The organism is Halobacterium sp. KA-4 (assembly GCF_021028995.1).
Classification (GTDB): domain Archaea; phylum Halobacteriota; class Halobacteria; order Halobacteriales; family Halobacteriaceae; genus Halobacterium.
The window spans coordinates 1-26,326 of sequence record NZ_JAJJZG010000002.1 but is presented as its reverse complement, the minus strand read 5'-3'; the positions used below and the strand labels follow the sequence as shown (position 1 = coordinate 26,326).

34 protein-coding genes and 1 tRNA gene are annotated in these 26,326 nt (G+C 67.9%); 20 read left to right on the top strand and 15 right to left on the bottom strand.

Annotated elements, in window-relative coordinates:
* The first annotated feature begins 86 nt into the window (after positions 1-86).
* The 3 genes from purS (at position 87) to LPA44_RS02305 (ending at position 1,415) form a co-directional block, all read left to right on the top strand.
* Positions 87-341, top strand: a complete 255-nt coding sequence (purS, locus tag LPA44_RS02315) for a phosphoribosylformylglycinamidine synthase subunit PurS (protein ID WP_230887981.1) — start codon at positions 87-89, stop codon at positions 339-341.
* A gap of 79 nt (positions 342-420) precedes the next feature.
* Positions 421-1,095: a phosphoribosylformylglycinamidine synthase I gene (purQ, locus tag LPA44_RS02310; protein WP_230887980.1), complete on the top strand. Its 675-nt coding sequence runs from the start codon at positions 421-423 to the stop codon at positions 1,093-1,095.
* A 125-nt stretch (positions 1,096-1,220) separates the two neighbouring features.
* A complete protein-coding gene (locus LPA44_RS02305) occupies positions 1,221-1,415 on the top strand; it encodes a hypothetical protein (RefSeq protein WP_230887979.1) in 195 nt (64 codons plus the stop codon).
* Between the two features lie 95 nt (positions 1,416-1,510).
* Here the strand turns inward: LPA44_RS02305 and LPA44_RS02300 are convergent, their stop codons facing one another.
* From LPA44_RS02300 to LPA44_RS02285, 4 genes are all read right to left on the bottom strand, one after another.
* Positions 1,511-2,590 carry an archaeosine biosynthesis radical SAM protein RaSEA gene (locus LPA44_RS02300; RefSeq protein ID WP_230887978.1) on the bottom strand — a complete coding sequence of 360 codons (1,080 nt, stop codon included), beginning with the start codon at positions 2,588-2,590 and terminating at the stop codon, positions 1,511-1,513.
* Between the two features lie 101 nt (positions 2,591-2,691).
* On the bottom strand, positions 2,692-2,841 hold the full coding sequence (locus LPA44_RS02295; RefSeq protein ID WP_230887977.1) for a hypothetical protein: 150 nt from the start codon (positions 2,839-2,841) through the stop codon (positions 2,692-2,694).
* 61 nt (positions 2,842-2,902) lie between these two features.
* Positions 2,903-3,241 carry a VanZ family protein gene (locus tag LPA44_RS02290; RefSeq protein ID WP_230887976.1) on the bottom strand — a complete coding sequence of 113 codons (339 nt, stop codon included), beginning with the start codon at positions 3,239-3,241 and terminating at the stop codon, positions 2,903-2,905.
* Positions 3,238-4,293: a phosphoribosylaminoimidazolesuccinocarboxamide synthase gene (locus tag LPA44_RS02285; protein WP_230887975.1), complete on the bottom strand. Its 1,056-nt coding sequence runs from the start codon at positions 4,291-4,293 to the stop codon at positions 3,238-3,240. Before LPA44_RS02285 ends, LPA44_RS02290 begins: the two co-directional genes overlap by 4 nt.
* Positions 4,294-4,443: 150 nt before the next feature.
* On the opposite strand from LPA44_RS02285, the gene cofH reads away from it, so the two are divergent.
* Together cofH and LPA44_RS02275 are read left to right on the top strand one after the other, a co-directional pair.
* Positions 4,444-5,817: a 7,8-didemethyl-8-hydroxy-5-deazariboflavin synthase subunit CofH gene (cofH, locus tag LPA44_RS02280; protein WP_230887974.1), complete on the top strand. Its 1,374-nt coding sequence runs from the start codon at positions 4,444-4,446 to the stop codon at positions 5,815-5,817.
* A gap of 19 nt (positions 5,818-5,836) precedes the next feature.
* Entirely contained in the window at positions 5,837-6,379 is a 543-nt protein-coding gene (locus tag LPA44_RS02275; protein ID WP_230887973.1) for a metal-dependent hydrolase, read from the top strand.
* On the opposite strand, the gene LPA44_RS02270 is transcribed toward LPA44_RS02275, so the two are convergent.
* From LPA44_RS02270 to LPA44_RS02240, 7 genes are all read right to left on the bottom strand, one after another.
* The gene (locus LPA44_RS02270) at positions 6,376-8,442 is read right to left on the bottom strand and encodes an adenosylcobalamin-dependent ribonucleoside-diphosphate reductase (protein WP_230887972.1); all 2,067 of its coding nucleotides are present in this window, start codon (positions 8,440-8,442) and stop codon (positions 6,376-6,378) included. The two genes, LPA44_RS02275 and LPA44_RS02270, sit on opposite strands and share 4 nt — an antisense overlap.
* A 39-nt stretch (positions 8,443-8,481) precedes the next feature.
* Complete coding sequence (cofG, locus tag LPA44_RS02265; RefSeq protein WP_230887971.1) at positions 8,482-9,606, bottom strand: 7,8-didemethyl-8-hydroxy-5-deazariboflavin synthase subunit CofG; 1,125 nt, start codon at positions 9,604-9,606, stop codon at positions 8,482-8,484.
* Complete coding sequence (locus tag LPA44_RS02260; RefSeq protein WP_230887970.1) at positions 9,603-10,049, bottom strand: hypothetical protein; 447 nt, start codon at positions 10,047-10,049, stop codon at positions 9,603-9,605. Before LPA44_RS02260 ends, cofG begins: the two co-directional genes overlap by 4 nt.
* A 51-nt stretch (positions 10,050-10,100) precedes the next feature.
* A complete protein-coding gene (gene cofC, locus LPA44_RS02255) occupies positions 10,101-10,712 on the bottom strand; it encodes a 2-phospho-L-lactate guanylyltransferase (protein ID WP_230887969.1) in 612 nt (203 codons plus the stop codon).
* Between the two features lie 3 nt (positions 10,713-10,715).
* On the bottom strand, positions 10,716-11,501 hold the full coding sequence (locus LPA44_RS02250) for a hypothetical protein (protein ID WP_230887968.1): 786 nt from the start codon (positions 11,499-11,501) through the stop codon (positions 10,716-10,718).
* On the bottom strand, positions 11,479-12,660 hold the full coding sequence (locus LPA44_RS02245) for a tubulin/FtsZ family protein (protein ID WP_230887967.1): 1,182 nt from the start codon (positions 12,658-12,660) through the stop codon (positions 11,479-11,481). Before LPA44_RS02245 ends, LPA44_RS02250 begins: the two co-directional genes overlap by 23 nt.
* A 173-nt stretch (positions 12,661-12,833) precedes the next feature.
* Positions 12,834-13,739: a complex I NDUFA9 subunit family protein gene (locus tag LPA44_RS02240; protein WP_230887966.1), complete on the bottom strand. Its 906-nt coding sequence runs from the start codon at positions 13,737-13,739 to the stop codon at positions 12,834-12,836.
* Positions 13,740-13,875: 136 nt separating this feature from the next.
* Between LPA44_RS02240 and tmk the strand changes: the two genes are divergently transcribed.
* Positions 13,876-14,466 carry a dTMP kinase gene (gene tmk, locus LPA44_RS02235; protein ID WP_230887965.1) on the top strand — a complete coding sequence of 197 codons (591 nt, stop codon included), beginning with the start codon at positions 13,876-13,878 and terminating at the stop codon, positions 14,464-14,466.
* Between the two features lie 2 nt (positions 14,467-14,468).
* Positions 14,469-14,888 carry a hypothetical protein gene (locus tag LPA44_RS02230; RefSeq protein ID WP_230887964.1) on the top strand — a complete coding sequence of 140 codons (420 nt, stop codon included), beginning with the start codon at positions 14,469-14,471 and terminating at the stop codon, positions 14,886-14,888.
* On the opposite strand, the gene LPA44_RS02225 is transcribed toward LPA44_RS02230, so the two are convergent.
* Positions 14,877-15,191: a hypothetical protein gene (locus tag LPA44_RS02225; RefSeq protein ID WP_230887963.1), complete on the bottom strand. Its 315-nt coding sequence runs from the start codon at positions 15,189-15,191 to the stop codon at positions 14,877-14,879. The two genes, LPA44_RS02230 and LPA44_RS02225, sit on opposite strands and share 12 nt — an antisense overlap.
* Positions 15,192-15,256: 65 nt before the next feature.
* Between LPA44_RS02225 and LPA44_RS02220 the strand changes: the two genes are divergently transcribed.
* On the top strand, positions 15,257-16,303 hold the full coding sequence (locus LPA44_RS02220) for a thiamine pyrophosphate-dependent enzyme (protein WP_230887962.1): 1,047 nt from the start codon (positions 15,257-15,259) through the stop codon (positions 16,301-16,303).
* On the opposite strand, the gene LPA44_RS02215 is transcribed toward LPA44_RS02220, so the two are convergent.
* Entirely contained in the window at positions 16,300-16,536 is a 237-nt protein-coding gene (locus LPA44_RS02215) for an Lrp/AsnC family transcriptional regulator (protein WP_230887961.1), read from the bottom strand. The two genes, LPA44_RS02220 and LPA44_RS02215, sit on opposite strands and share 4 nt — an antisense overlap.
* A gap of 88 nt (positions 16,537-16,624) precedes the next feature.
* Between LPA44_RS02215 and LPA44_RS02210 the strand changes: the two genes are divergently transcribed.
* The 7 genes from LPA44_RS02210 (at position 16,625) to LPA44_RS02180 (ending at position 20,224) form a co-directional block, all read left to right on the top strand.
* Complete coding sequence (locus tag LPA44_RS02210) at positions 16,625-17,305, top strand: potassium channel family protein (RefSeq protein ID WP_230887960.1); 681 nt, start codon at positions 16,625-16,627, stop codon at positions 17,303-17,305.
* Positions 17,306-17,533: an Lrp/AsnC family transcriptional regulator gene (locus LPA44_RS02205; RefSeq protein WP_230887959.1), complete on the top strand. Its 228-nt coding sequence runs from the start codon at positions 17,306-17,308 to the stop codon at positions 17,531-17,533.
* Between the two features lie 117 nt (positions 17,534-17,650).
* Positions 17,651-18,229 carry a (d)CMP kinase gene (gene cmk, locus LPA44_RS02200; RefSeq protein ID WP_230887958.1) on the top strand — a complete coding sequence of 193 codons (579 nt, stop codon included), beginning with the start codon at positions 17,651-17,653 and terminating at the stop codon, positions 18,227-18,229.
* A gap of 2 nt (positions 18,230-18,231) precedes the next feature.
* Positions 18,232-19,125, top strand: coding sequence for an RNA-guided pseudouridylation complex pseudouridine synthase subunit Cbf5 (locus LPA44_RS02195; RefSeq protein ID WP_230887957.1), 894 nt, complete (start codon positions 18,232-18,234; stop codon positions 19,123-19,125).
* Between the two features lie 52 nt (positions 19,126-19,177).
* Positions 19,178-19,248: transfer RNA gene (locus tag LPA44_RS02190), tRNA-Pro, on the top strand.
* A gap of 286 nt (positions 19,249-19,534) precedes the next feature.
* Positions 19,535-19,735 (top strand): DUF7835 family putative zinc beta-ribbon protein, encoded by a 201-nt coding sequence (locus LPA44_RS02185; protein WP_230887956.1) that lies wholly within the window; start codon positions 19,535-19,537, stop codon positions 19,733-19,735.
* Between the two features lie 99 nt (positions 19,736-19,834).
* Positions 19,835-20,224: a hypothetical protein gene (locus LPA44_RS02180; RefSeq protein ID WP_230887955.1), complete on the top strand. Its 390-nt coding sequence runs from the start codon at positions 19,835-19,837 to the stop codon at positions 20,222-20,224.
* 113 nt (positions 20,225-20,337) lie between these two features.
* On the opposite strand, the gene LPA44_RS02175 is transcribed toward LPA44_RS02180, so the two are convergent.
* On the bottom strand, positions 20,338-20,532 hold the full coding sequence (locus LPA44_RS02175; RefSeq protein ID WP_058983995.1) for a cold-shock protein: 195 nt from the start codon (positions 20,530-20,532) through the stop codon (positions 20,338-20,340).
* Between the two features lie 185 nt (positions 20,533-20,717).
* Here LPA44_RS02175 and LPA44_RS02170 point away from each other — a divergent pair, with 185 nt between their 5' ends.
* Positions 20,718-21,407, top strand: coding sequence for an RAD55 family ATPase (locus tag LPA44_RS02170; RefSeq protein ID WP_230887954.1), 690 nt, complete (start codon positions 20,718-20,720; stop codon positions 21,405-21,407).
* Entirely contained in the window at positions 21,407-21,847 is a 441-nt protein-coding gene (locus LPA44_RS02165; RefSeq protein WP_230887953.1) for a hypothetical protein, read from the top strand. Before LPA44_RS02170 ends, LPA44_RS02165 begins: the two co-directional genes overlap by 1 nt.
* Here the strand turns inward: LPA44_RS02165 and ilvD are convergent, their stop codons facing one another.
* A complete protein-coding gene (gene ilvD / locus LPA44_RS02160) occupies positions 21,848-23,557 on the bottom strand; it encodes a dihydroxy-acid dehydratase (RefSeq protein ID WP_230887952.1) in 1,710 nt (569 codons plus the stop codon).
* Positions 23,558-23,710: 153 nt separating this feature from the next.
* Between ilvD and LPA44_RS02155 the strand changes: the two genes are divergently transcribed.
* The 3 genes from LPA44_RS02155 to LPA44_RS02145 all read left to right on the top strand — a co-directional run.
* A complete protein-coding gene (locus LPA44_RS02155) occupies positions 23,711-24,697 on the top strand; it encodes a beta-ribofuranosylaminobenzene 5'-phosphate synthase family protein (RefSeq protein ID WP_230887951.1) in 987 nt (328 codons plus the stop codon).
* A gap of 24 nt (positions 24,698-24,721) precedes the next feature.
* Positions 24,722-25,561 (top strand): RAD55 family ATPase, encoded by an 840-nt coding sequence (locus LPA44_RS02150; protein WP_230887950.1) that lies wholly within the window; start codon positions 24,722-24,724, stop codon positions 25,559-25,561.
* Between the two features lie 43 nt (positions 25,562-25,604).
* On the top strand, positions 25,605-26,326 hold a 722-nt coding region (locus LPA44_RS02145; RefSeq protein ID WP_230887949.1), incomplete at its 3' end, for a hypothetical protein.

Genomic DNA, 26,326 nt, shown 5'->3' with positions numbered 1-26,326 from the left:
AATCGGCGCAGTCGACAGTACGCACGTTCGTGTATCTTCGCACACTTCCAAAAGAGTCTTTGACCACGAACGCACATATCAGCGCGATGACCGCCTACACCGCGACGGTGACGGTCCGACTCAAGCACGGGGTCCTCGACCCGGAGGCCGAGACCACCCAGAAAGCCCTCGAACGCCTCGGCTTCGAGCTCGGGGACCTGCGGTCGGCGGACCGCTTCGAAATCGACCTCGACGCGGCCGACAGCGACGAAGCGGCCGAACGCGCGGGCGAGATGGCCGACCGCCTGCTCGCGAACCCCACAATCCACGACTACGACGTAACCGTCGAAGCAGCAGAATGACTTCCGAAAGACAGTCCTGCTCGCTACGCTGTGCGGGCTGTGACTTTCGGCGTCCCGCTCGCCACCAGGGGTGGCTCGCGTGACGGTTTCCGTTATCCGCTTCGGCGGCTCGAACTGCGACCGGGACGCCGTCCGCGCGCTCTCCCAGCTCGACGTCGACGCCGAAATCGTCTGGCACGAGGACGACCTCCCCGCCGACACCACGGGTGTCGTCCTCCCCGGCGGCTTCTCGTACGGCGACTACCTCCGCGCCGGCGCGATGGCCGCGCACTCGCCGATTATGGACGAGGTACGCGACCTCGCCGACGACGGCGTGCCCGTCCTCGGCGTCTGCAACGGCGCGCAAATCGGCTGCGAGTCGAAACTCACGCCGGGCACGTTCACGACGAACGCGAGCGCGCGCTTCCAGTGCGAGCACGTCAACGTCCGCGTGGAGAACGCCGACACGCCGTTCACGGCCGCCTACGACGAGGGCGACGTGCTCACGCTCCCCATCGCACACGGCGAGGGGCGCTTCGAAATCGACGACGAGCGCTACGACGACCTCGTCAGCGAGAACCGGGTGCTCTTCCGCTACTGCGACGAGCACGGCGACGTCACCGACGCCGCGAACCCGAACGGCTCCACGGGCGCGGTCGCAGGTGTCCTTGGCGAGCGCGAATCTATCGCGGTGTTGATGCCCCATCCCGAGCGCGCGACGCTCTCCGAACTCGGACTCACGGACGGACAGGGCGTCCTCGACGCGTTCGCGTAAACCGGCTGTAGCGGTTCGACGGCCTCTTTAGTCGGCGTTCCTCGTGAAACAGCCTTCAGTCCGCGTACGTGCCGAGAGAATACCGACCACAATTTATCTGTGGTGGTGACGTCGTTCATTCCATCATGGGATCGCTCGAGGACATCGCGGTTGCGAATTTGCAGTTTCGCCTCGTCCTGTTGCCGGCCGTGATCGTCTTCGGTTTCTGCCTGTTCGTCGGTGGTCGGTGGTTCGGTGAATCGGGATTAGTCGTCGGCGTCGCCACTGGGCTCGTGCTGGCCACTCTCGTCGCGTACGCAGTCGCGAAACGCCTCTCGTAGTCTCGTCGAGCGATAGGCCCGTGACCCCGCTAGTCGATTTGACCACTGGACCTCAGCAGTTCGCAGAGAAGCAGCCGCGCGACGACCGGAAACGGCTATTCGGCGAGCGGGAGGTTGTAGCTCGTCTCGCGCTCGACGACCGCGTCCCACGTCGCCTCACAGTCGCAGGACACTTCCGAGAACACGGAGGGGTCCTGCCGGAGGTCGAAGTCCTTGATGGCTTCCTGCACGAGGTCGTCGCACTCGCCGCAGTTGTGCGGCCCGCGGTCGCTGCCGTGGCCCACGGGGTCGGAGACGACGATGGCGTCCGCGTCCGCCGTCGATTCCAGTACCTCGGCGACCGACCAGAGCCACGGCGGCCGGTAGCCGCCGCGGAAGTGCAGCTGGTCGACCATCGTGTACCGCTGGACGTTCGTCGGATTCATCGAGACTGTGTGGCAGCCCTCGACTTCCGCGCACTCGCGCACGGACTTCTTCATGTCCCCGACGGCCTCGGACTCGGAGAGGAACGGCGGTTTCATCAGCAGGTACGCCTTCACGCCGGCGTCCACCTCTCGGGCCTCCGCGCAGGCCGCCTCGAAGTCGCTGAAGTCGAAGTACTTGTTCACGCAGTCGTGGCGCACGCGGTCCGTCGCAGTCTCCAGACCGACGGCGACGTCCGTCTCCAAGCCGACTTCGGTGAAGTCCTCGATTTTCGTCTGGTCGACGAAGTCCGGGAGGCTCTCCACGACGATGCGCTCGCGGTCCGCGAACGTCTCCGCGATGGCCTGCCGCGTCTCGGCGGGGACCTCGCGCTCGTCAAGGAACGACCCGCTCGTGTAGATTTTTATCAGGCCGCTCTCCTCGTCGGCTTCCTCCTGCTCGTGTTCGAGGCAGGCATCGACCTGCGTCATCAGGTCCTCGTGGGCGACCGTCCCGCCCTCCACGGACTCGGCGACGTACCCGCACATCGTACAGCCGCCGGCGCGCGCCCACCGGCACCCGCCGGTGTTGAGGATGATGGTGAGGCTCTGGTAGACGCCGTCGGGCGTGTTGTCCTCGTCCAGCCAGACGCGCGTCGGTTCGTCGGGCGCGTAGTCTTTCGCGCCCTTCTCGTCGCGCAGCTCCCGCATCACCTTGTTGTGGGCGTCCATTCCACGCCCCTGCTCGTAGACCTCCGCGCTCGGCTCGCTCATGGCTAGTTGGTGTCGTCGCGGGCGTAAAGCGGCTTCGTCTGGTCGTTCGCCCGCTCGTCGAGAACGGACGGCTTCACCGACGAATCGCTAGGTTCCGAGAATCAGAGACCGAGACGACGACACCACGACACCAGCCGCGCGACCGCTGCCGCGCGCTGTTCCTCGTCGTCTTCGTCGTCATCGGGCGTCGAGACGCCGATTTGCGAACTCCGGCCGACAGTCGCGTCGATGACCGTGGCGTGCTTCAGCATGTCCGTACCTCGCGGTTCCGCGTTGATGTACTTCGTGGTAGCGGCGGGTGTCGAAACAGGGTCAGTTCGTCCGAGCCCACCAGCCGACCGTGCCGGCGGTCGCACCCAGGAGATTCGTGACGGCGTCGAGGAGGCTCGCGGTCCGCCCGACCGTCGGCTGGACGACCTCGACGCCGATACCCAGCAGCCCCGCGGCGAGCACGATAGAAACGAGTGTCCGCCCCGTCTCGGCTCGCTGCGCGCCAGCCAGGGAGAGCGCGATGACCGCGTAGCCGGCGGCGTGGAGGAGTTTGTCCACGCCCGCGGGCAGCCCGCCGGCTGTCGAGCCGGGCGCGAGCGACCCCACGAGCACGGCGGCTACCGAGAGCGCCGCGAGAGTTCGCCAGCGTCGCGGCGTCACTCCTCGAACGCGGCGAGCGCGTCGGCCAGCGGCGGCGCGTCGAACCACTCGTGGCCCGTGTAGCGGTTCGCGCCCGCGGCGTACATGTCCGCGGTCGCCTGCACGAGGTCCGCGGGGAGCGGGTCGGGGGACTCCTTGCAGAGTTCGCGCCAGTCCGCGATGCCGCGCTCGTCCGCTTCTGCTTTGGCCGTGCTGACGGCGTCGACCCAGACGGGGTCGGTTCGCTTGTAGTACTGGCGGACGACCTCCTTCGAGACTTCCCGGCCCTCGTACGCGAAGCGGTTCTCGTCGAACGTCCCCGCGACGTCCGCGACCTGCACCTCGCCGTCCACGTAGAGGCACTCGATTTTGCCGTCCTCGTGCGTGAACCCGGCTTCCTCGGCGCGCTCGGTGACGACCTCGTTCACGCGGCGCGCGAGTCCCTCTAGTTCCTCGATGCTCGCGCGGCCCGCGATGGCGTCGGCTTCCTCGCGGGAGAGGTAGCGGTCCTGCTCCTCGTACTTCGTGGAGAACTCCACGACCGGTTCCGGGAGGTCGACTGGCTCCTCGGGCCACTCGTCGTAGTCGAGGTCGAACTCCGCGGGGTCGCGGCGCTTGCGGAGGCTCGACCCGACGGGCACGCTGTTCCGGAAGACGACTTCGAGGGGGACGAGGTAGTTGCCGTCCGCGGCGGCGTGGTACGCGCCGTAGTCGTACCCACCGTGGATGGCTGCGTCGTCAATTCCCTCGGCGTCGTGACCCTCGAAGGGGAGGTCCGGGACCTGCGTGAGCGCGATTGCCATCTCCGTCGGCGGTTCGTCGGCGTCCGCCAGCGGGACCGTCTCGCCGTCGCTGTCCCGTACGCCGCGGTAGTGCGTGGGAACGCCCTCGGTTTCGAGGAGTTCGAAGTTGAACGCGCCCATCGTGGCGAGGCTCGTGCCCTTCCCCGGAATCAGGTCGGGCATCTCCCCCCAGTCGAACACCGAGTAGCGGTCGCTGAAGTCGAAGACGCCCCGGCCCAGCGCGTCCCGGGTCGCCGCCTCCTCGACGCGGAGGGTTTTGACGCTCGTCATAGCTGTACGCGCGGCGGCGACCACCATGAATCTTTCACTCTCGTGCCCACAACCCCAGTACTTCGCGTGGAGATATTCACTTCCGTGCATCCATTCGAAGGGGTGGCCGCTGTGGCAGGCTTTTTGGCGGTGGCCGCGGTGGATTCGAACATGTCCGACGCCGCCAGCGAGTTCGACTTCGACGTGGTCCCCGAGACCGACCAGTCGTTCGAGAACGCGCTGGCGAACGCCCGCGACGGCCGCCGGCTCTCCATCGCGGACGGTATCGAACTCATCACCACCGGCACCGACCACGAGGGAATCGACCCGCAACGGAAGGAACTCGTCCTCGAAGCTGCCGACCGCCGCCGCGCCGAGGTCGTCGGCGACGAGGTGACGTTCGTCACGAACGTCAACAACAACGTCACCACGGCCTGCAACACGGGCTGTCTGTTCTGCAACTTCAAGGACACCGCGCACAACTTCGAGGTCGACGAACCCGACGACCATGCCGGCTTCACGAAGACACCCGAGGAGTCCCACGATGTCGTGGCTGACGCCGTCGAACGCGGCGTCTACGAAGTCACCTCAGTCTCGGGCCTCCACCCGGCGTTCGGCCTGAACGACGACCACCGCGACGCCCTCGACCCCGAGAATCCGGAGCACAACTACAAGCCGCCCGAGCGCTATACCACGGACCCGCACACGTACGTCGAGCAAATCGCGGCGATGAGCGGCTCCGGCGCGCACGTCCACTCGATGACGCCCGAGGAAGCCCACCACGCCCAGCGCGGCGTCGAGTGGGGCTACCGCCACGTCTATAGTGAACTCGCCGACGCCGGCCTCGACACCGTGCCGGGGACGGCCGCCGAAATCCTCGTCGACGAAGTCCGGGACGTCATCTGCCCCGGGAAGATCGACACCGGCGAGTGGGTCGCCGCGATGGAAGCCGCCGCCGACGTCGGCCTCCCGATGACCTCAACGATGATGTACGGCCACGTCGAAAACGAGGCCCACCGCGTCCGCCACCTCGACGTGATTCGGGACCTCCAGGACCGCACCGGCAACATCACCGAGTTCGTCCCGCTTTCGTTCATCCACCAGGAGACGCCGCTGTACGACCGCGGCGTCGTCGAGACCGGCGCCAGCGACGCCGAGGACGAACTCCTCGTCGCCGTCGCGCGCCTCTATCTGGACAACATAGAACACATCCAGTCGTCGTGGGTGAAGTTCGGGAACGCGAAGGGACTGAAACTCCTGAACTGCGGCGCCGACGACTTCATGGGCACCATCCTCAGCGAGGAGATTACGAAGCGGGCGGGCGGCCAGCACGGCGAGTTCCGCTCGGTCGCCGACTACGCCGACATGATTTCGGCCATTGGCCGCACACCCGTCGAGCGCTCCACGGATTACACCGAGCGCCGCGTTCTCGACACCGATGCCGACACGCTCGGCCCGCAGCTTGGCCCGCAGGCGGATGGCACGCCGCTCGTTCCCGACCGCGACACCGACGGCTCGCGCGGCACCGCGAGCGCAGACGACTGATGGGAGGGAGCCAGCCGTGATGGCGACGACTCACGCCGCGATGGGCGTGCTGCTCGCGACGCCGCTGTTCTGGGTCGCGCCCTACTTCGCCGTGCCCGCCGCGCTCGCCGCGATGGCCGGCGGCGTCTTCCCCGACCTCGACTTAGGCGTGCTCGAACACCGGAAGACGCTGCACTACCCCGAGCACTACTGGCCGCTGGCCGCCGCGGCGTTCGGCATCGCCGTCGGTGCGCCGTCGGCACTCACGGTTGCCGTTGCGTTCTTCCTGCTGTCGGCGGCCGTCCACTCCGTCACCGACGCGTTCGGCGGCGGACTCGGCGCGCGCCCGTGGGCGAACGACGACCAGCGCGGCGTCTACTCGCACACCCGCCGCCGGTGGATTCGGCCGCGGCGCTGGATTCGCTACGACGGCGCGCCCGAGGACCTGCTCGCCGTCGTCGTCCTCTCGATTCCGGCGCTCGCGCTGTACGACGGGCTCGTGCGCCGACTCATGGTCGCGATGCTCGCGGTGTCGGTCGTCTACACGCTCGCCCGCAAGCGACTGCCCGACCTGCTGGACTAGTCGACACTCCCGGTCTCCTCGGGTTTCGTCGTGAGCACCTGCGCCGTCCGCGACCCCGCGCGGTAGACGGTGACGCCGACGCAGCCCAGGTCGATGGCGCGCCGGTACGCGTCCGCGACGTCCCCGCGGGTGGCGTCGTGGGCGACGTTGATGGTCTTCGAGACCGCGCCGTCCACGTGCGCCTGGAACGCCGCCTGCACCCGCACGTGGGCGTCCATCGGGAGTTCGCGCGCGGTCGGGAACAATTCCAGAATCTCGTCGGGGACCGACAGCGACTGCGCGCCCTCGAACTCCCCCTCTTGTAGGAGGCGCTTGGCTTCTTCTTCGACGGCGTCGACGTCGACGTCGTTGGCCTCCAGCACGCGCAGGAAGTAGTCGTCGAACTCCACGAGTGGCTCGGCGCCCTGCACGTCCCGGCCGACGTTCTTGAAGTAGACGACCTCGTAGATGGGCTCGCAGCCCCCGGAGGTGTTCGCGATCATCGACGTCGTGCCCGTCGGCGCGACGCTCGTCACGCCGTGGTTGCGAATCGGGTAGCCGTCCGCCCACTCCGCGGGGTCCTCGCCCGTGTGCTGGCGGAACCACTCGGGATACGCCGTCGGATTCGCGTACTTCGACTCGCTCCACTTCGGGAACTTCCCGCGCTCGGCGGCGAGTTTGCGGCTCGTCTCCGTCGCGACGTGGTCGATGCGCGCCATCACCTGGTCGGCGATTTCGACGCTCGCGTCGCTGCCGTAGCGCACGCCCAACTGGACGAGCAGTTCCGCGAACCCCATCACGCCCAGCCCGACTTTCCGCATCTCTGAGACCGTCTCCTCGATTTCGGGCAGCGGGAAGTCGCTCTCCGTCACCACGTCGTCCAGAAAGCGCGTCCCCCAGCGCGTCACGCGGTCCAATCGCGCCGTGTCGAGTGCCTCACCGAGGAACGCGTCCACCTGGGCTTCGAGGTCGCCGTCGTGCTCGAACTCGCTCCAAAGCGGCGCGTCGTCGGCCGCCATCAGCGAGAAGTTCACGTGCCCGAGGTTGCACGCCTCGAAGTCCTCGAGGGGCTGCTCGCCACAGGGATTCGTCGCCTCGATGCGATGTTCGGGGTGCTCCTCGACGTCGAAGGAGTGCTCGCGGTTCGCGCGGTCGACCGCGAACACGCCCGGTTCCCCGTTCCGCCACGCGCCGTCGACGAGTAGCCGCCAGACGAATTCGGCCGGGAGCGTCATCGGTTCGCCGACCTCCACGAGGTCGCCGCGGAACTCGTCGACGCTGTCCCCGTAGTCCCGCCAGAAGTTCCCGGGGACGGCTCGCGGGTCGGCGTCCGCGTGGCTCGCGTTGTAGAACTGCGCGGTCGCCTCCGTCACCTCGTGGACCTCGCCAGTCCGTGGGTTCGTGAGTTTGTACGCCTCGCCCGCGTCCAGTGCGTCGAGGAAGTCGTCGGTGACCGCCACGGAGACATTGAAGTTCTCCAGTTCGCCCTCCTCGCGTTTCGCCACGCAGAACCGCCCGACGTCCGGGTGGTCGACGCGCAGCACGCCCATCTGTGCGCCTCTGCGCTTGCCGCCCGCCTTCACCGTCTCGCACATCTGGTCGTAGACGCGCATGAACGACACCGGCCCGGACGCCACGCCGCCCGTCTCCGCGACGACGTCGCCGCGCGGCCGCAGGTCCGAGAACGCGTACCCGACGCCGCCGCCGGACTGGAACACGCGGGCCGCCCGCCGTACCGTCTCGAAGATGTCGTCCAGGTCGTCCTCCGGCGACATCACGAAGCACGCCGACAACTGGCCCAGCGGCCCGCCCGCGTTCATCAGCGTCGGCGAGTTCGGCACGAACTCCAGGCCAGTCATCAACTCGTAGAACCGGTCGCTCCACAGCTCTTGGTCGGCCTCGGGTTCCGCGACGGCGTCGGCGACGCGCTCGAATAGCTCTGCGGGCGTCTCGACGACCTCGCCGGTCTCGTCGCGGAGCAGGTACCGCGCCGGTAGAATGTGCTCGACAGCGTTGTCCGTGAGTCGCTCTTCGACCGTGTCGCCGCGCACGCGCTTCCGGGGGAGCGTGACGTCCTCGGGCATGAGACTAACCGCGTTACCCGAATTTCGACGCCCGCGCGGTTAGTGTTGGGGGCCGTGCGCGTCCAGCGGTTCGCCCGAACGCACCGCCTGATACCGCTCGCCGGATTCGATGGCGCGCCCGATGCGCTCGCTCACCCACTCGTTCTCGTGCCCGTCCTCGGGGAGGAAGCGCTCGTAGACCGGGAGGCGCTCGCGGAGCGGGACACCACCGTGGTCTGCGATATCTTCCAGTTCCCGGAGCGCCGGCCACGCGTAGTCGGGGTTGATGTGGTCTTTCGTCACCGGGGAGACCCCACCCAAGTCCTCGACGCCGTAATCGAGGAGGGCGCGGGCGTCGGCGAGGTTCGGTGGCACCTGGACCGCCACGTCCTCGGGCAGCACCGCGCGCGCCATCGCCACCACGCGCCGCATCGTCTCCCGGTCGGGTGGGTCCTCCGTCCAGCGCTCGTTCGGGCTGACCGGCTGGACGATGACCTCCTGGACGTGCCCGTAGCGCTCGTGGAGCGCGCGAATCGCGAGCAGGCTGTCCGCGCGGTCGCTCCAGTCCTCGCCGACACCGACGAGGATGCCCGTCGTGAACGGCACGCCGAGGTCGCCCGCGACCTCGATGGTGTGCAGGCGCTGGCCAGGGTTCTTCGCGCGCGGGCCGCCGTGAGCCTGCACGTCCGCCGTCGTCTCCAGCATCACGCCCATCGACGCGTTCACGTCCGCGACGTGGGCCATCTGCTCGCGCGTCTGGTCGCCCGGATTCGCGTGCGGCAACAGTCCCTCTTCTAGGGCGATTTCGCAGGCGCGCCGGAGGTAGTCGTGGATGGAGTCGAACCCCCACTCCGTGAGTTGGTCGTGGACGGCGGTGTAGCGGTCGTCGGGGTCGTCCCCGAACGTGAACAGCGCCTCCGTGCAGCCCGCTGCCGCGCCATTCCGACACGTCTTCCGGACGGCCTCGGGGCTCATCAGTTCCGCTTCGCCGGGAGGGTCGTAGTAGGTGCAGTACGTGCACGTGTACCGGCATGCGGTCGTCAGCGGCACGAAGACGTTTCGCGCGAACGTCAACTCCTCGGCGGCTTCGACGTCCCCGGGGCGGACCGCGAGCGCGGCCTCCCGGTCGGCGTCCCGAATCTCGACGTCGACGCCGTACTCGTCAGTACCGGGAATCGAACTCACGGCTGCATCTCCTCCTCGACGTCTGGCTCTCGGCTGCGGTACGCGTCGAGGTTCCGCGCGACGAACGTCGCGTACCCCGCCAACGACGCCCCCGACACTACGACGAGTTCCGCGAGACTGCTCGCGTCCGCAGAGAGGAGGAATTGGCTGCCAGCGTAGCCGACGACGCCGCCGACCACCGCCGCCAGCAGCGCGTCCGCAGCGAGACCGGCGGCGGACCGCTCGCGGAGCGCGGCTGTCCGGCCGTAGCTCCCCAGCGGCGTGTACGCGTCCGCGAGCGCGAGCACCGGTGGCAGCACCGCGCCGACGGCCGTCGGCGACGCCGCCCACGACGGCACGCCGAATTCGGCCAACGCCGCCAGAACGCCCTGGAACAGCGCCGCCGCCAGCACTGCCAGCCCGAGCAGCGCCGCGACCGCCCGCGCGAGTTGCAACGGCTGCATACCCGTGCGGTCGGCTGGCCGTCGTTTAGGCGTTTGGTTCCCCAGCCCCGTTCAGTCCCGGACGACCTCGGGCGTGCCGTCCACGACGGCGACCCGGAAGCCAGCGTCGCGGAGCCAGCCGGCGGCCCCACGATTGCCGTGAACGAGTACGTCGAGCAGGTCGGCTGGCTCGTCGACGTCGACGGCGAGCCGGAACGAGTCAACCGTTTCGACGGACGCCCCCACCGCGTCGGCGGCGGCGAGGTGGTCGAGAAACGAGGTGCCGTGGTAGTCGACGCTGAATTCGCGGTGGCGGACGACGAGCGCGTTCGTCCCGCCGCCACGTCCGGGTGCGACGACGACGTCGGCGTCGGCGTCGTACAGCCGCTGGATGGCCGCGGGCGTCGCGAGCGCGAGGTCAGCCATCACGACCACAGCCGGGAGTTCCGCGAGTGCGTCGTTCACCGCGACCGAGAGTGGCCGGTCGTCGACAGTCACGGGCGCGTCCACGTCGGCCTCGAGTGGAGCGGTCGCCAGCACGGTCGGCGTGCCGCCCGCTCGACGAACCGCGTCGAGGACGTCGGACAGCATCGCCGTAGCGAACGCTCGGCGTTCGTCGTCCGAAAGAAGCGAAGCGAGACGCGTGTTCGGGTTCGTCGGGTCGAACGGGACGAGGGTTCGCATCCCTCAGCCGAGTTTGTCGTAACTGTCGCGCTGCTGGAGGTACCAGTAGACCCCCCCAGCCAGCAACAGCAGGACGACCAGCGCCGCCCCAATCATGATGATGAGGTCGGTGCGCTCGGCGGAGGACGCCGCGCTGTTCGCGGCGGACTCGGCCTGCTCGGCGTTGCTGACGGCCTGCTCGAAGTTGCCACCGTTGTAGAACTCGATGGCGTCCTGGAGGTCGCTCTTTGCGCCGCCGACGCTCGCGCCAGCGTTCTCGGCCTGCTGGATGGCGGCCTCGGCGTCACTAATGGCGGTGCGTGCTTCCTGGCTCGCGGTCGTGTACGGCCGTGTGCTGTACGTCTCCAGCGTGTTGCTGGCACCGCCGGGCTGGGCCTGGACGAATTCGGCGTACGTAATCGTCTGTGCGGGGTCGTAGCTCCACGACCACGCGTTCGACGACGGCACCGTGCCGACGATGGTGACTTCGGCGCGCACCGCGCCGCTGGACGCCGCGAAGTCGTAGCTCACCGACTGCCCTGTGATCGTCGCCTCATCGATCTGGTTGCCCGCGTTGTCGAACGTGACAATCTGCCACGTGACGTCGGTCAGGTCCGTCTCCGCCTGGAGCGTCCACTCCTCGTAGCTCTCGAAGGGGTCGGCGACGGTGAACGTCGTCTCCTGTTGTGCGCCAGCCTGCACGCTACCCGGCGCGTCGCCGCTAATCGAGACGGCGGCTGCTGGGACCGCGGCGACCGCGAGGAGGACGACGAGAGCGACCGCTAGCTTAGAACAGCGGTTCAAGTTCATCGTCGTCGTCTTCGACCAATTCCTCCAAGTTCTCTTCGCTTTCCTCGCGGATGTCGTCGATGTTGTCCTGGGCTTCGATGGCGACTTCCTGCAGCTCCTTGATGCGCGGGACGTTGTTCACGCCCGACAGCAGGACGACTGACGCGACCTGCTGGGAGTTCGGCACGGGGTAATCGCCGCCGCGGACTTCCATCGAGCCGGTCTGCTCTTCGAGCCACTTGCGGCCGCGCTCGATGCCTTTCCGGTTGAGGTACTTCGGCGGGCCGGCGGTGACCAGCAGCGCGCGCTCGGTGCCCTCGATTTCACACGGGAGCGTGAGTCGGCCGAGCGCCGCCTTCCGGACGAGGCTCGTGATGCGGTTCGTCGTCGAGGCGGAGTCCTCGACGGCGTTGTCGTCGCTGCCGGTGAACCGCGACAGCAGGCCGCTGCCGGAGTCGTCGTTGTCGACGCCCTCGGAGGCGTACCCGACTGTGGAGACGCCGCCGCCGGCGAGCGTGTTGATGATTTCGCTGGAGTCGACGACGCTCTCGGCGACGTCGCCGCCCTGCTCGACTTCGCCGGCGCCGAAGAGGATGCCGAAGCGGGTGACGATTTCCTCGTTGATTTCGTCGTAGCCGCCCTGCATCGACTCGCCGGACTTGCGCCACGCGTCGTTGTCGAACACGAGGAGGTTGTCCACCTCGCGGACGAACGTCTGGAACGACCGCGCGGCGTTCAGCGTGTAGATGCCGCCCTCGTCGCTGCCGGGCAGCACGCCGAGTCCGTAGACGGGTTCGGTGTAGATGCGCTTGAGGTGTTTGGCGATGACCGGGGAGCCGCCGGAGCCCGTTCCGCCGCCAAGCCCGGAGATGACGAGGAACGCGTCGACCTCGTGGACCGGGATAGAGTCGATTGCACCCTGCACCTCGTCGATGTCCTCCTCGGCGATTTCCGCGCCGAGTTCGTTGTCGGCACCGACGCCGTGTCCCTTCACGCGGGACTGTCCGATGAGGACGCGATTCTCCTGTGGAACGTGCTCCAAGCCCATGAGGTCGGCTTTAGCGGTGTTGACGGCAATCGCGGCACGCACGATGTTGGAATCGTGCCGCTTGTCGTACTCGAGGAACTTGTCGAGTATTTTACCGCCCGCCTGGCCGAACCCGATCATTGCCAGTTTCATACGGAACCCTTTGCACAATTAGAGTAGAAACGAGGGTATAAGCCTTTTGCAGACACGTGTCCGACGGTTCAGCGGCGAAACTGGTTTTCGCCAGACGGGGCGCAGTCTGGGACTCTCCGCTGGGGACGCTCCGGGCCGGACCCCTCGGGATGTTTAAGTTTGACGGCTACCCTCTACGCGCTGACGTGTTCCGCGCCGGCCTCCAGGAACTCGGCCAGCGTCGTCAACTCGGATTCGTCCACGCCGAACGCGTCGACGTCGTTGTCCTCGACCGTGTTGTCGAACTTCAGCGACCGGTACTGGTCGGTGCCGAACGGGACGAACGGCAACGGGTCCGCCAGCCGCATCCCGATGCCGGCCAGCGGCATCGGTACCGGGAGAATCCGGACTGACTTCCCCTCCGAGCGGTAGACCAGCCGCGTCACGTCGCCGAGCGTCAACACCTCAGGGCCGCCGATTTCGTACGTCTCTCCCCAATGGGACTCGTCCTCGATTGCGTCCGCGAGCATCCCCACGAGGTCGCCGACCCAGATGGGCTGGAACCGTGTCTTGCCGCCACCCGGCAGCCCCGTGACGTACGGCGTCGTCAACTGCTTCGTGAACGAGACGAACTCCCCTTCCTCGCCGAACACGACCGACGGCCGCACGATGGTGTACTCGAGGTCGGAACTCCGCACGACCTCCTCGGCGCGGCCCTTCGAGCGGATGTACGCCGTCGACCCGTCCGGGTCCGCACCCAGCGCGGACAACTGGAGCACGTACTCCACGCCGGCCTCCTCGGCGGCCTCGACGACGTTCTCGGTGCCGCCGAGGTGCACCTCGAAGTGGCGGTCGTCGCCTCCGCTGGGCTTGAACAGCGGCGACAGCGCCACCAGGTTCACGACCGCGTCGTGGCCCTCGACGGCCGACCGGATGGAGTCGTAGGCGGTCACGTCGCCGACCACCGTCTCCACGGAGTCGGGCAGGGCCGCCTCCTCCGGGTGCCGCGAGAGCGCGGTCACCTCGTGGCCTCGCTCGTCGAGTTCCCGGCACAGATGCGTCCCGATGAATCCCGTTCCGCCAGTGACCAGCACGTCCATATCCCCGAAGACGGCCGGCAACTCCCTAAAACTATGCCCGCACCAGGGGGTAATATATCGGCGGGAACGGCCGGATTCAGGACGCCGCTCAACTGGAACCCGAAGCCGTTAGTACGTCCGTCGTCGTTTTTCGGGCATGCTCGTCACGCTGGAGGGCATCGACGGCAGCGGCAAGACCACGGTCTGGGAGGCCCTGCGGGACGCCCGCGGCGACGGCTACACGTTCACCCGCGAGCCCACCGACTCGTGGTACGGCGACGCCGTCCGGCGGTCCATCGGCGAGGACGACGCCGACCCGGTCGCCGAACTGTTCCTCTACACCGCCGACCACGCCGACCACCTCTCGCGGGTAATCGAGCCCGCGCTCGACCGCGGCGACGTCGTGATTTCGGACCGGTACTCGGACTCCCGGTACGCCTACCAGGGCGTCGCCCTCGACGGCGTCGTCGACCGTCCGATGGAGTACGTCCGCGGCATCCACCAGCCGTGGACGCGCCCGCCCGACCTCACGCTGTTCTTCGACGTGGACCCCGAGACCGGCGCTGCGCGCGCCGGCGCGACGAACAAATTCGAACAGGTGGAGTTCCTCAGTCGCGTCCGCAAGAACTACGAACAACTGGCCGAGTACGAGCCCGAGCGGTTCGTCCGCATCGACGCGACCCAGTCCCCCGAGGAAGTGCTGGCGGACGCCGAGGACGTCCTCGACCGCGTGCTCGGCGACGAGTAGCGATGCCCAGCGACGACCGCGGCGACGGGGGCGACCACATCGGCCGTGCCGACGACAGCGAGCGCGACGACGGCGGCCTCTCCCTGAAACTGCCGCCGATTCGCCTGCCGTCGCTGTTCCCCGAGAACTTCCACATCCTGTGGCCCGCACCCGGCGAGGGGCCGCGGCGTCACGTCTCGAAACGCGCTGTCCTCGTAGCAGTCCTCCTCTTCGATGTCGTGGACGCCGTGCTCGCGCTCGCAGTCGACAGCGGTGCCGTCGTCGGTGTCCGAGTCGTCGGCGGCGCGCTCGTCGCCGCGACGACGTTCGGCACGCTGGGCGTGGCCTACGTCTGGGAGGCAGTCGCGGCGCTGGCAGGGTTCGGCGAACTCACCGTCGCCCCGACGCTGACCGCGCTGTTCGTCGTTCGCTCACTCCGGTGAGTCCTCGAACTCCTCGGGGGCGGGAATCCAGAACAGGTCGATAGACCACCCGAGGAAGAACGGGAACGCCCACGTCACGACGATGAGCTGGCCGGGGTCCTCGAACGCGCCCGCACCGAGCCCGAGCACGCCGAGCGCGAGTGTCGTAACGAAGTAGACGAGCGGAATCAGGACGGCGGTGTACAGCACCGACCCCCAGCGCGTCGCGAGGGTGATGCGGAAGTAGCGCGCGCCGACGGCGGCAATCGCGGTGTGCACGAGCACGATGATGCCGACGCCGGCGGCGGTGACGACCGAGACCATACCCTTGGCTTGGTGCTCGGGCCGTTTTTCGCTATCGGTAAGTGACTGTGCGGTAACGGACTCGTATGCACCGTGCTATCGGGGAACGGGACCTCGCCGACACGGCCGTCGACGAGGCGACCGCACGCGACCTCTTTCGAGACGTGGTTCTCGCGCGGGAGTTCGACGAGCGCGCGCTCTCCCTCCAGCGCCGCGGCTGGATGCCGGGCTACCCGCCGTTCCGCGGGCAGGAGAGCTCGCAGGTCGGGGCCGCGCACGCGATGGCCGACGGCGACTGGCTGTTCCCGACGTACCGCTCGAACGCGATGCAGTTGGCCCGCGGCGTCCCCGCCAGCGACATCCTCCTCTTCCGACGTGGGTACGCGGAGTTCCACTCCGACCACGACGTCAACAACTTCCCGCAGGCGGTCCCCATCGCGAGCCAGCTCCCCCACGCGGTCGGCGCCGGGATGGCGATGAACTACACCGGCGACGCGGACGCGGTCGTCGCGTACTTCGGGGACGGCGCGACCAGCGAGGGCGACTTCCACGAGGCGATGAATTTTGCGGGCGTCTTCGACGCGCCCGTCGTCTTCCTCTGCGAGAACAACAACTGGGCCATCTCCCTGCCCCGTGAGAAGCAGACCGCTAGCGACTCCATCGCGGTGAAGGCCGAAGCCTACGGCTTCGAGGGCGTGCAGGTTGACGGCAACGACCCCGTCGCCGTCTACGAGACCGTCGGCGACGCGCTCGACGACGCCCGCGAAGGCGACCCCGTGCTCGTCGAGAGCCTCACGTACCGGCAGGGCGCGCACACCACCAGCGACGACCCCGAGCGCTACCGCTCCGAGGAGGCGGACTTGCCGGAGTGGCGGACCGCGGACCCGCTGGAGCGCTACGAGACGTACCTCCGCGAGCAGGGCGTCGTCGACGACGAGTTCGTGGAGTCCTGCTGGGACGATGCGGAAGCCGAACTCGACGCCGCCATCGACGCCGCCGAAGCAGTCGGCGAACCGGACGTCGACGAGGTCTTCGACTACGCATACGCCGAGCGCACGCCCCGCGTCGACGACCAGAAGGCGTGGCTGGAGTCGTATCTCGAAGAACACGACCCGCAGGAACAGGAGTTCTAGGCGGCGGACAGCGAGATGTAGGTTTTCGTCTCGGTGACGCCCGCGACCGTGCCGATGCGGTTCGACACCGTGCCGAGGACGTCCTGCATCTCGTTGCCCTCGACCTCCGCGATGACGTCGTACTTGCCCGCGACCACGTGGGACGCGACGACGCCGTCGAGGTCGGCGACGCGGTCGCGGGCGTCGGCGGCCGTCCCTGCCCCGGTTTTCACCATGATGAACGCGTGAACCATACGTCCCGTTCGGTGGGCGACACTAAAAGTATTGGTGCGTGGTAACGCAGCACAAACCTATTTGGCGCTCGCTCGCGTTACGACGCGTATGCACATCCTCATCGTCGGTGCCGGGCGCGTCGGCCTCCGAACCGCCCGAATCACGCACAACGAGGGCCACGAGGTCACGGTCGTCGAGAACGACTACGACAAAGCCGAGCGCGCGCAAAACGAGGGATTCGCCGTCGTCGAGGGCGACGGCTCCGACGAGGACACCCTCGAACGCGCCGGCGTCGACGAAGTGGACGCCCTCGGCGCACTCACCGGCGACCTCAACACCAACTTCGTCGCCTGCATGGTCGGCAAACACCACGGCTGCCGCACCGTCATGCGCATCGACGAGGACTACCGCGAGAACATCTACCGCAAGTACGCCGAGGAAGTCGACGAAATCGTCTACCCCGAACGCCTCGGCGCAATCGGCGCGAAGAACGCGCTCCTCGGCGGCAACGTCACCGCCATCGCCGACCTCGCCGAGAATCTCCAAATCGTGCAGTTCGCCGTCACCGAAGACGCCCCCATGCACGGCTACACGCTCAGCGAACTCGAACTCCCCTCCCGCGCCCGCCTGCTCGCGTTCGGGAAGAAAGACGGCGCGCTCGGCCTCCCACTGCCCGACGACACGCTCGAAGTCGGCGACCGCATCGCCGTTCTCGCCGAATTCGACGCGCTTGACGACGTCCGCCAGATACTCGTCGGGGAAGCCACCGCCGCCACGGAGGTGGCGTAGATGGTCACCGCCTACGTCCTCGTCAAAGCCAACACCGGCGAAGCCGACCGCCTCCTGGACGCTATCGCCGCCATCGACGGCGTGGTCGACGCCCACATCGTCGCCGGCGACGTCGACGTCATCGCCAAACTCGACGTCGATTCCCCCACCGACGTCAAGGACATCGCCGCCGACGAGATTCAGCACACGGACGGCGTCGAAGACACGGAGACGTACATCTCGATGTAATCGCACTTTTTGCTGCGCTCGCGCGAATGCTCGTTTTCGGTGGTCGCTCCGCGCGAAACCGCCACACGCCGGGTTCAGGTTCAAAACCTCTTTGTCCGCGCCGCTCCCAGCACGGATATGTTAGTCACTATCTCCGGCCCGCCGGGGAGCGGGAAGAGCACGGTGGCGTCCGCGCTCGCCGACCACCTTGACTACGACCACATCTCCGGTGGCGACATCTTCCGCGAGCTCGCCGACGACCGCGGGCTCACCCTCGAAGAGTTCAACGAACTCGCCGAGGAGGACCCCCAGATAGACAAGGACCTCGACCGACAGCTCCGCGAGACCGCTCGCGAGCGCGACGACGTCGTGCTCGAATCCCGGCTCTCGGGCTGGATGGCCGGCGAGTACGCCGACATCAAGATTTGGCTCGACGCGCCGCTGAGCGTGCGCGCGCGCCGCATCGCCGAGCGCGAGGAGAAGACGCCGGCGACGGCACGCGCCGAGACCGAGAAGCGCGAAGACTCCGAAAGCGCGCGGTACGCCGACTACTACGGCATCGACTTCGACGACCTCACCATCTACGACCTCTCGGTGAACACCGCGCGGTGGGGGCCCGACGCCGTCACGGACATCGTCCTGTACGCCGTGGACAACTACGAGCCGTCCAACGACGAGGGGCCCGCGCCAATCGAGAACGTCGACTACGAGTTCTGACGATGCTGCGAGACGCCCCTGCGGACCGCGACCCGGACGACGTCTTCGACTTCGGCGTCGTCAACCTCGACAAACCGCCGGGGCCGTCGGCCCACCAGGTGTCGGCGTGGATTCGGGACATGGTCGGCGTCGAGAAGGCCGCGCACGCGGGCACGCTCGACCCGAAGGTCACGGGCTGCCTGCCCGTCCTGACGGGTGCGGCGACCCGGCTCGCGCCCGCGCTGCTCGAAGGCCCCAAGGAGTACGTCGCCGTGCTGGAACTGCACGCCGAGCCGCCCGCGAACCTCCACAGCGTCGTCGAGGAGTTCGAGGGCCCGACCTACCAGAAGCCGCCGCGGAAGTCCGCGGTCGCGCGCCGCCTGCGCGTCCGCGAGATTCACGACCTCGACGTGCTCGAAGTGAAAGAGCGGCAGGCGCTGTTGCGCATCCGCTGTGAGTCCGGGACGTACATACGGAAGCTCTGCCACGACCTCGGACGTGCGCTCGGCACCGGCGCGCACATGGGCGACCTCCGCCGCACCGCCACCACGCCGTTCGACGACACCACGCTGTCGACGCTACACGACCTCGCGGACGCGCTCGCGTGGCTGCGCGACGAGGACGACACCAGCCCGCCGAGCGGCGACCCCGAAGCCGCGCTCCGGGACGTGCTCGTGCCCGCCGAACGCGCGCTCGAACACATCCCGTCGGTGACCATCGCGCCCTCCGCCGCCGAACAGGTCGCCGAAGGCGCGCCGGTCTACGCCCCCGGCGTCATCAGCGCAGAGGACGCCGAGCGGAACCAGCTCGTCGCGTGCTACACGCCCAACGGCGCTGCGGTCTGCCTCGGTCGCTTCGTCGGCGACCCCGACGCCGACGCCGGCACCGTGGTCGAACTCGAACGCGTACTCGTGTAACGCGATTCCGAAACGAAGGCCTTAATGCCGGACGCCGCCTCGGTCGATACGTGGGACCGTGGGGTAGCGGTATCCTCGGCGGATGGGGTCCGTCGGACCTGAGTTCGAATCTCGGCGGTCCCACTTCACTATAGCCCGGAATACACTTCCGGGCCTACTGCTCAACCTTCTAGTAGCGGCTGCTCCACGTTCGGCTTCGTTTCTCGATTTCCATACATACTCTCATGGGGTTGCGCGTTGAGAGAATCGCGTTCCCGAATCTGTACACAACTGTGAACCCGGTACGCCGCGACGAGGTACACGACTCCCTGCTACTGTAGATTCTCGTGGTGCTCTCGAATTCCTGCTACCCTAACTGTTTAGGCCCAGTTGGAATGCACGACGCGACAGTATTCGTGTGGTACCGACGATGGCGAGCGAGGCACCACACAGCACCGGTCGGACGGAGTCGTGCGAGAGCTGTCGCAAGAAGACGCCACACAGCGTCACGATAGACCTCCGCGTGGAGAGCACGCCGGAGGCGGACGCGGCGTTCGCTCGCCAGCCGTACCGGGTGTCGGCGTGCCGCGAGTGCGGAACGGAGTCCGTCCGGGCGATGAACGAGGGCTGAGCGACCGCTCGCTGGGCGTGTGAGCGGGTTCTGGTGGAAGATTCAGCGTGCTGACTCGTAGCACGCGGTATGATATAACCTGGCGTGGTAGCGCGGAGTATGCCCGTGACGTTCCGGGTGGTGTTGCGCTCGACGGAGACCCAGCCGTCCCAGCAGACCCAGGAGAGCGTGCTGCCGGCGATGTCCCAGAAATTCGGGCAGCGGGTCTCGATCAGCGCGGCCGACCTCGCGCCCGACGACCGGCTGGGCGCGGCGACCATCGGCACGGTCGACACCGACGCGCCGGCGGCGCTCCGGGACGTCTACGAGTACGTGGAACCGCACCGACTCGTAAAGGTCGGTGCGATTCGGACGAACGACGATAGCCGCGTCGCCGTGCGGAAGGCCCACGAGGTCGACCGGGAGGCCGTCGAGCGCCACGAGCGCGCGACCGTGCTCGGGGAGGTGCACGGCGACCTCCTCGTGCGCGTTCGTCGCGGCGACGAGTGAGTGCTCACGAGCCGGTGGCTACGCGAGTGTCAGACTGTCCCGTGACGAGCGCGCCGCTATTCGGCGTGGGTCACAAAAATCGGAAAGTGTAGTTCTACGAAGGAACGCCGGGATTACAGCCGGGTGAGGTTCGTCGCGCGTGGGCCCTTGTCGGCCTGCTCGATGTCGAACTCGACTTCCTGTCCTTCTTCGAGGTCCGGGCCGCCGACGTCCTCCATGTGGAAGAAAACGTCCTCGTCCGCGTCCTCAGATTCGATGAAACCGTAACCGCCCGTGTCGTTGAAGAAATCAACCGTACCGGTTGCCATTGCAACTACAGGTAAGCGGGATGCACGGATAACCTTTCCGAGACCGGTTGTGGCACGGGTGGCAGTGACACGGACCTACTCCCAGTCCAGCCAGCTGAACCACGAACCGACGGAGGGCTGCGGGAGAGAACGTGAAAGACGTCGAACACGGGAGGATTTAAGCGTGGCCTACGTGAGCACCACCGATGAGAATCTCGACCGGCGTCGCCGGGCTCGACAGCCTCCTCGACGGCGGGCTCCCGGCGCGCCGCCTGTACACGCTGAGTGGGCCGCCCGGCAGCGGGAAGACCACGCTCGCCGCCCAGTACGTCACGGAGGGCGTGAAGAACGGCGAGGAAGTGCTGTACGTGACGATGCACGAGACGCGCAACGAGCTCGTCGACGACATGGCGAACTACGACTTCGGCTTCTCGCGCGCCGCCAACGCGGAGAACTTCGAGTTCTTGAACCTCACGCGGGAGCGCTCGCGGCGCTCGCTCACCCAGTACGGCCGCGAGTCCGGGCTCTCCTCGCGGCTCGCGTCGATGATTCGCCAGGAGGACTACGACCGCGTGGTCGTCGACTCTACGATGCTTTTGGCGCACTTCGCCGACGACGCCGACGCGGAGGTCACGCACTTCGCGACTGGCCTCAAGCAGACCGACGCCACCGTCCTGCTCGTTTCGGAGATGACCGACCCGACGGCGTACGCCGAGGAGCACTACCTCGCCCACGGCGTCATCTTCCTCCATAACTTCCTGGAGGGCGGCGGGATGACCCGGGGCGTCCAGCTCGTGAAGATGCGCGGCACGAACATCGACTGCGACATCCGGGACGTCTCCTTCACGGGCGGGGGGCTGCAGGTCGACCCCGGCCGGAAAGTCCGCCCCGAGTGATGTACGACGAATCCTTCTCCCGCGACTGGGACGGCGAGGAACTGGACCGCGAGGAAGCCGTCTGGCGGGCGTACGCGTTGGGCGTCGCCGCGGCGCTGGGTGACCGGAACCCACAGGAGTACCGCCAGCTCGTCGCCGCGGCGGGCCGGTCGCTCGTGGAGATGGCCTACGACGAGGGGAAGAGTTCGGCAGCGGACCTCGACAGCAAACTCGCCTCGGGGGAGAGCGACCTCGACACCTCGGACTTCCCGTCCCGTGAGCGCGCGGTCTGGTCGAAACTAATCACGTACAAGGGGGAGGAGGGAGGCGAAATCGACGCGAGCGGCGAGGGTGGCGACCGCATGGACCTCCCGGAGCTCCTGAAGCGAATCGACATCGACACGCTCCCCAGAAAAGACCTCGACCGGCTGCGACTCCCGGAGTTTCTCTCGCGGAAGTAGTTACTCGCGCTTCGCCGCGGGGTTGGTGACGGCGCCGTGAGCGGCGGAGCCGAACTGGGCGCCGTACTTCCGGAGCACGCCGGTGTCGTAGCGCGGCTCGGGTTCCGCCCAGTCCTCGCTCCGGGACGCCATCTCGTCGTCGTCGACCGCCACGGAGAGTTCGCGGTTCGGCACGTCGACGGTTACCTCGTCGCCATCCTCTACCAGCGCGATTGGACCACCAGACGCGGCTTCGGGCGCGACGTGGCCGACCATCGGGCCGCGGGTCGCGCCGGAGAAGCGGCCGTCGGTGAGCAGCGCGACGTCGTCCTCGTGGCCCTGGCCGACGACCGCAGCGGTGACGCCGAGCATCTCGCGCATCCCGGGTCCGCCGCGCGGTCCCTCGTTGCGAATGACGATGACGTCGCCGGACTCGATGTGACCTTCCTGCACGTACGCCATCGCGTCCTCCTCGGACTCGAAGACGCGCGCGGGACCGGTGTGCTGGGTCTCGTCCTTCCCGGTGACCTTGAGGACCGCGCCGTCGGGCGCGAGGTTCCCCGTGAGCACCGTGATTGCGCCCGTCTCGTGGAAGGGGTCGTCGACGGGCTTGAGGAAGTCGACGTCCTCCTCGACGCTGCCGTTGACGCCGAGATGGTCGAGTTCCTCTTCGATGGTGCGTCCGGTGACCGTCTTCGCGTCGCCGTGGATGAGGCCCGCGTCGAGCAGGCGCGCGAGGATGACGGGGACGCCGCCGACCTCGTGGAGGTCGTTCATCACGCGCGAGCCGCCGGGCTGGAGGTTCGCGACCTTGGGCGTGCGGTCGCTGATGGTGTTGAAGTCCTCGATGTCGAGGTCGACGCCCGCCTCCGCGGCGAGCGCGAGCAGGTGGAGGACGGCGTTCGTGGAGCCGCCGAGCGCGACCTGAATCGCGATGGCGTTCTCGAAGCTCTCCCGCGTGAGGATGTCCGAGGGACGGCGGTCCTCGCGGACGCACTCCGCGGCGAGTTCGCCGGCGCGCTCGGCGACGTCGTAGCGCTCGTCGCTCTCCGCGGGCGGACTGGCCGAGCCCAGCGGCGCGAGGCCGAGCGCCTCGGAGATGGAGGCCATCGTGTTCGCGGTGAACATCCCGCCGCAGGCACCCGCACCGGGGCAGGCGTGGCGCTCCATCTCCTCCAGTTCGTCCTCGCTCATGTCGCCGGAGGCGACCGCGCCGACGCCCTCGAAGACGTTCTGGACGGTAATCTCGCGGCCGTCGTGCTCGCCGGGCATGATGGAGCCGCCGTAGAGGAACACCGACGGGAGGTCGGTGCGAATTGCGGCCATCATCATCCCGGGGAGGTTCTTGTCGCAGCCCGCGACGGTCACGAGGGCGTCCATGCGCTCGCCGAACGCCACGAGTTCGACGGAGTCCGCGATGACTTCGCGGGAGATGAGCGACGCGCGCATCCCCTCGGTCCCCATCGAGATGGCGTCCGAGATGGTGATGGTGCCGAACTCGATGGGCATGCCGTCGCCGCCCTCGACGCCCTCGACGGCCGAATCCGCGACGTCGTCGAGGTGGACGTTACACGGCGTGATGTCGGCGGCGGGGTTTGCGACGCCGACCATCGGCGAGGAGAAGTCTGCGTCGTCGTAGCCCATCGCGCGGAACATCGCGCGGTGGGGCGCGCGCTCGACGCCTTCGGTGACGTCGGCGCTCGGGAGGTCCTTGTCCTTCTGCTTGCTCATGTAAGGTGGTTACGCGCGCAGCGGTTAAAGCACGCCGACTGAACAGATGTTGCCGGTGACTCGAGATGAGGCGATGATGTTCGCCCGAATCGGGTACCGGGAAGGTTTGCCAGCGGCAGAACCACCAACACCGCCGGTGACGAATCCGGTAGTATGCCCACCCGGGTCGAGAGCGGCGGCCGACTCCACTTCGGCTTCCTGAACCTCTCGCTGTCCCACGACCAGCTGTACGGCAGCCTCGGCGTCGCGCTCGACCAGCCACGGGTGGTCGTCCAAGCCGAGCGCGCGGACGAGATTCGATGCGACCACGAGCGAGCGCGCGAGCACGCCGAGCGCGCATGCGAGGTGCTGGACGTACCGGGCGTCGACCTCACCGTTCGGGAGGAACTACCGCCGCACGTGGGGCTCGGCTCCGGGACGCAGCTCGCGCTGGCGGTGCTCGAAGCGGTCGCGCGAGCAAACGGCCGCGAGGTAGACGTGCGCAACCTCGCGCCCGAACTGGGACGAGGCGGCCGGAGCGGCGTGGGCGTCGCGACGTTCGAGAGCGGCGAGTTTGTCCTCGACGCCGGCCACCCGACCGGGCTGTTCACGACGGAAGCGCCGGCGCGCGGGAAGTGGACGGTCCCGGCGGTCGCGGCACACCACCGGGTTCCCGACGACTGGCGGTTCCTGCTCGTGCTGCCCGACGCGACACCCGGGAAGGACGGCAGCGAGGAGGACGCGAGCATGCGCTCGGCCGTTGAAGCCGCGGACCCCAGGCTCGCGGACCGTATTTCGGGCGTCGTGACGCGGCGCGTGCTCCCGGCGCTGGCAAGCGAGGATGTCGCGGCGTTCGGCGCAGCGGTCGCGGAGGTCGGGCGGCTGAACGGCGCGTGGTACGCCGACGAGCAAGGCGGCGTCTACCGCCCGCCTGTCGGCTGCATCGTAGACGCGCTCGACGGGAGCCCCGCGGTGTCGGGTGCTGGACAATCGTCGTGGGGGCCGGCCGTGTACGGCGTCACCGACGAGAGTCGTGCCGAGGACGCCCTCGTTGCGGGCCGCGACGCGCTGGACGCGGCTGGCGTCGACGGCGACGTGCGCGTGGTCGCGCCCCGTAACGAGGGCGCGCGGGTCACGGAGACGGGGCAGGGAAAAGCGTAAACGCCGCCCGCGCGACTCGGGCGTATGGCGACGATTCCGTTCGGGATATCGCGGCTGGACGGCCGCATCGGGGGTGGCGCACCCGAGGGGAGTGTCGTGTTGCTGTCGGGAGAAGCGGGCGCTGGCGCTCGCGAGTTCGTCTACACGAGCGCCGTCCTCAACGGCCTGCAGGCCGCCGACCCGGAGCTCTTCGAGTTACACTACGGCGACCTCCATGGTTCGGCGGTGCCGCCGGAGGATATCCACTACGTCTCGTTCACGGCTGATGAGGCCGAACTCCGCCGGGAGATTTCGTTCACGATGGACGAGGAAATCGTCGACGCGGGCCTCGACGCGGTGACCTTCGAGGACTTCTCGCCGGAGTACTTCCAGTTGAGCCCCGTCCCCCGGGAGTGGTACGCGGGCGAACACCGCTCGATCCTGGACCTCGGGCAGTCCGACAGCGACCGGCGGGACGTTCTCGAAGCATTCGCGGACTACCTCGACGAACACGCCAGCGGCAGCCTCGTGGTCGTGGACTCGCTGACCGACCTCATCGGCGCACGTGAACAGGAGATGGCGTTCAGCGACGTCGTGATGACGCTGAAGGGACTGCGGAAGGCCGCTCGCGGCTGGGACGGCTTGCTCTTGTTGCACTTGACGCGGGACGCGGTCACCGAGGAGGAGTTCGGGAGCCTGATGACCTCCGTGGACGGCACCGTGCAGTTCCGGTGGGAGAGCGGCGGAAACGAGCGTGTGCGCACGATGTTCGTCCGAGAGTTCCGTGGCGTGCTCGGGCGCTTGGAGGAAGAAGACATCGTCCAGTTCGAGACCGAGATTCACGACGCGGGCTTCGACGTCACGGACGTCCGGAAGATCCGGTAGCGCGGGCCAACGATTAAGAGAGCAGAGTGCCAATTCCGGGTGAATGGCCGACGGCACGTCGGACGCAGTCGAGACGACGCTGGAGGGTCCCGTCGCGTCGTGGCTGTCGGAGCGCGCCGACGACCTCGGCGTGCCCACCGAGGAGTTTCTCGAACGGGTTCTGGCGGCGTATCGCGAAGCCGACGAGCAGACTGATGTCGTCACCAGCGACGACCTCGATGACCGCTTGCGCGCCGTTGAGGACGACCTGCGCGCGGATATCGAGACCGTGGACAGCGAGTTTGACGAGAAGATTCAGGATGTCCGCGAGCGCGTCATCCAGGTTAAGCGCGACGCCGACGCGAAAGCGCCGAAGGACCACGACCATCCGGAACTCTCCTCGATAGCCGAGGAGGCGGTGAACGCCGCCCGCGACGCGCAAGCCGAGGTCGCGGAGGTTTCGGAGGCAGCGCGACGGCTCCGCGAGCGCGTGGACGCGGGCTTCGACAACTTCGAGGAGGTGTTGACGTACCTCCGCGACGAGACCCAGGACCTCGACCGGAAGACGGCGACGCTGGCGACGGCGGTCGTGTCGATGCGGGACTCGGTGGCGTCGCTGGCGGCCGCGGAGGCGCGCCGCGAGCGCGCCGAGCGCCTCAAACGGGAGGCCAACGTCGCGGGCGTCCGCGAAGCCGAGTGCGAGGAGTGCGGCGAAGACGTGACGGTCGCACTGTTGGCCGCTCCGGAGTGTCCGTTCTGCGCGGCGACCTTCGAGGAAGTGGAAGC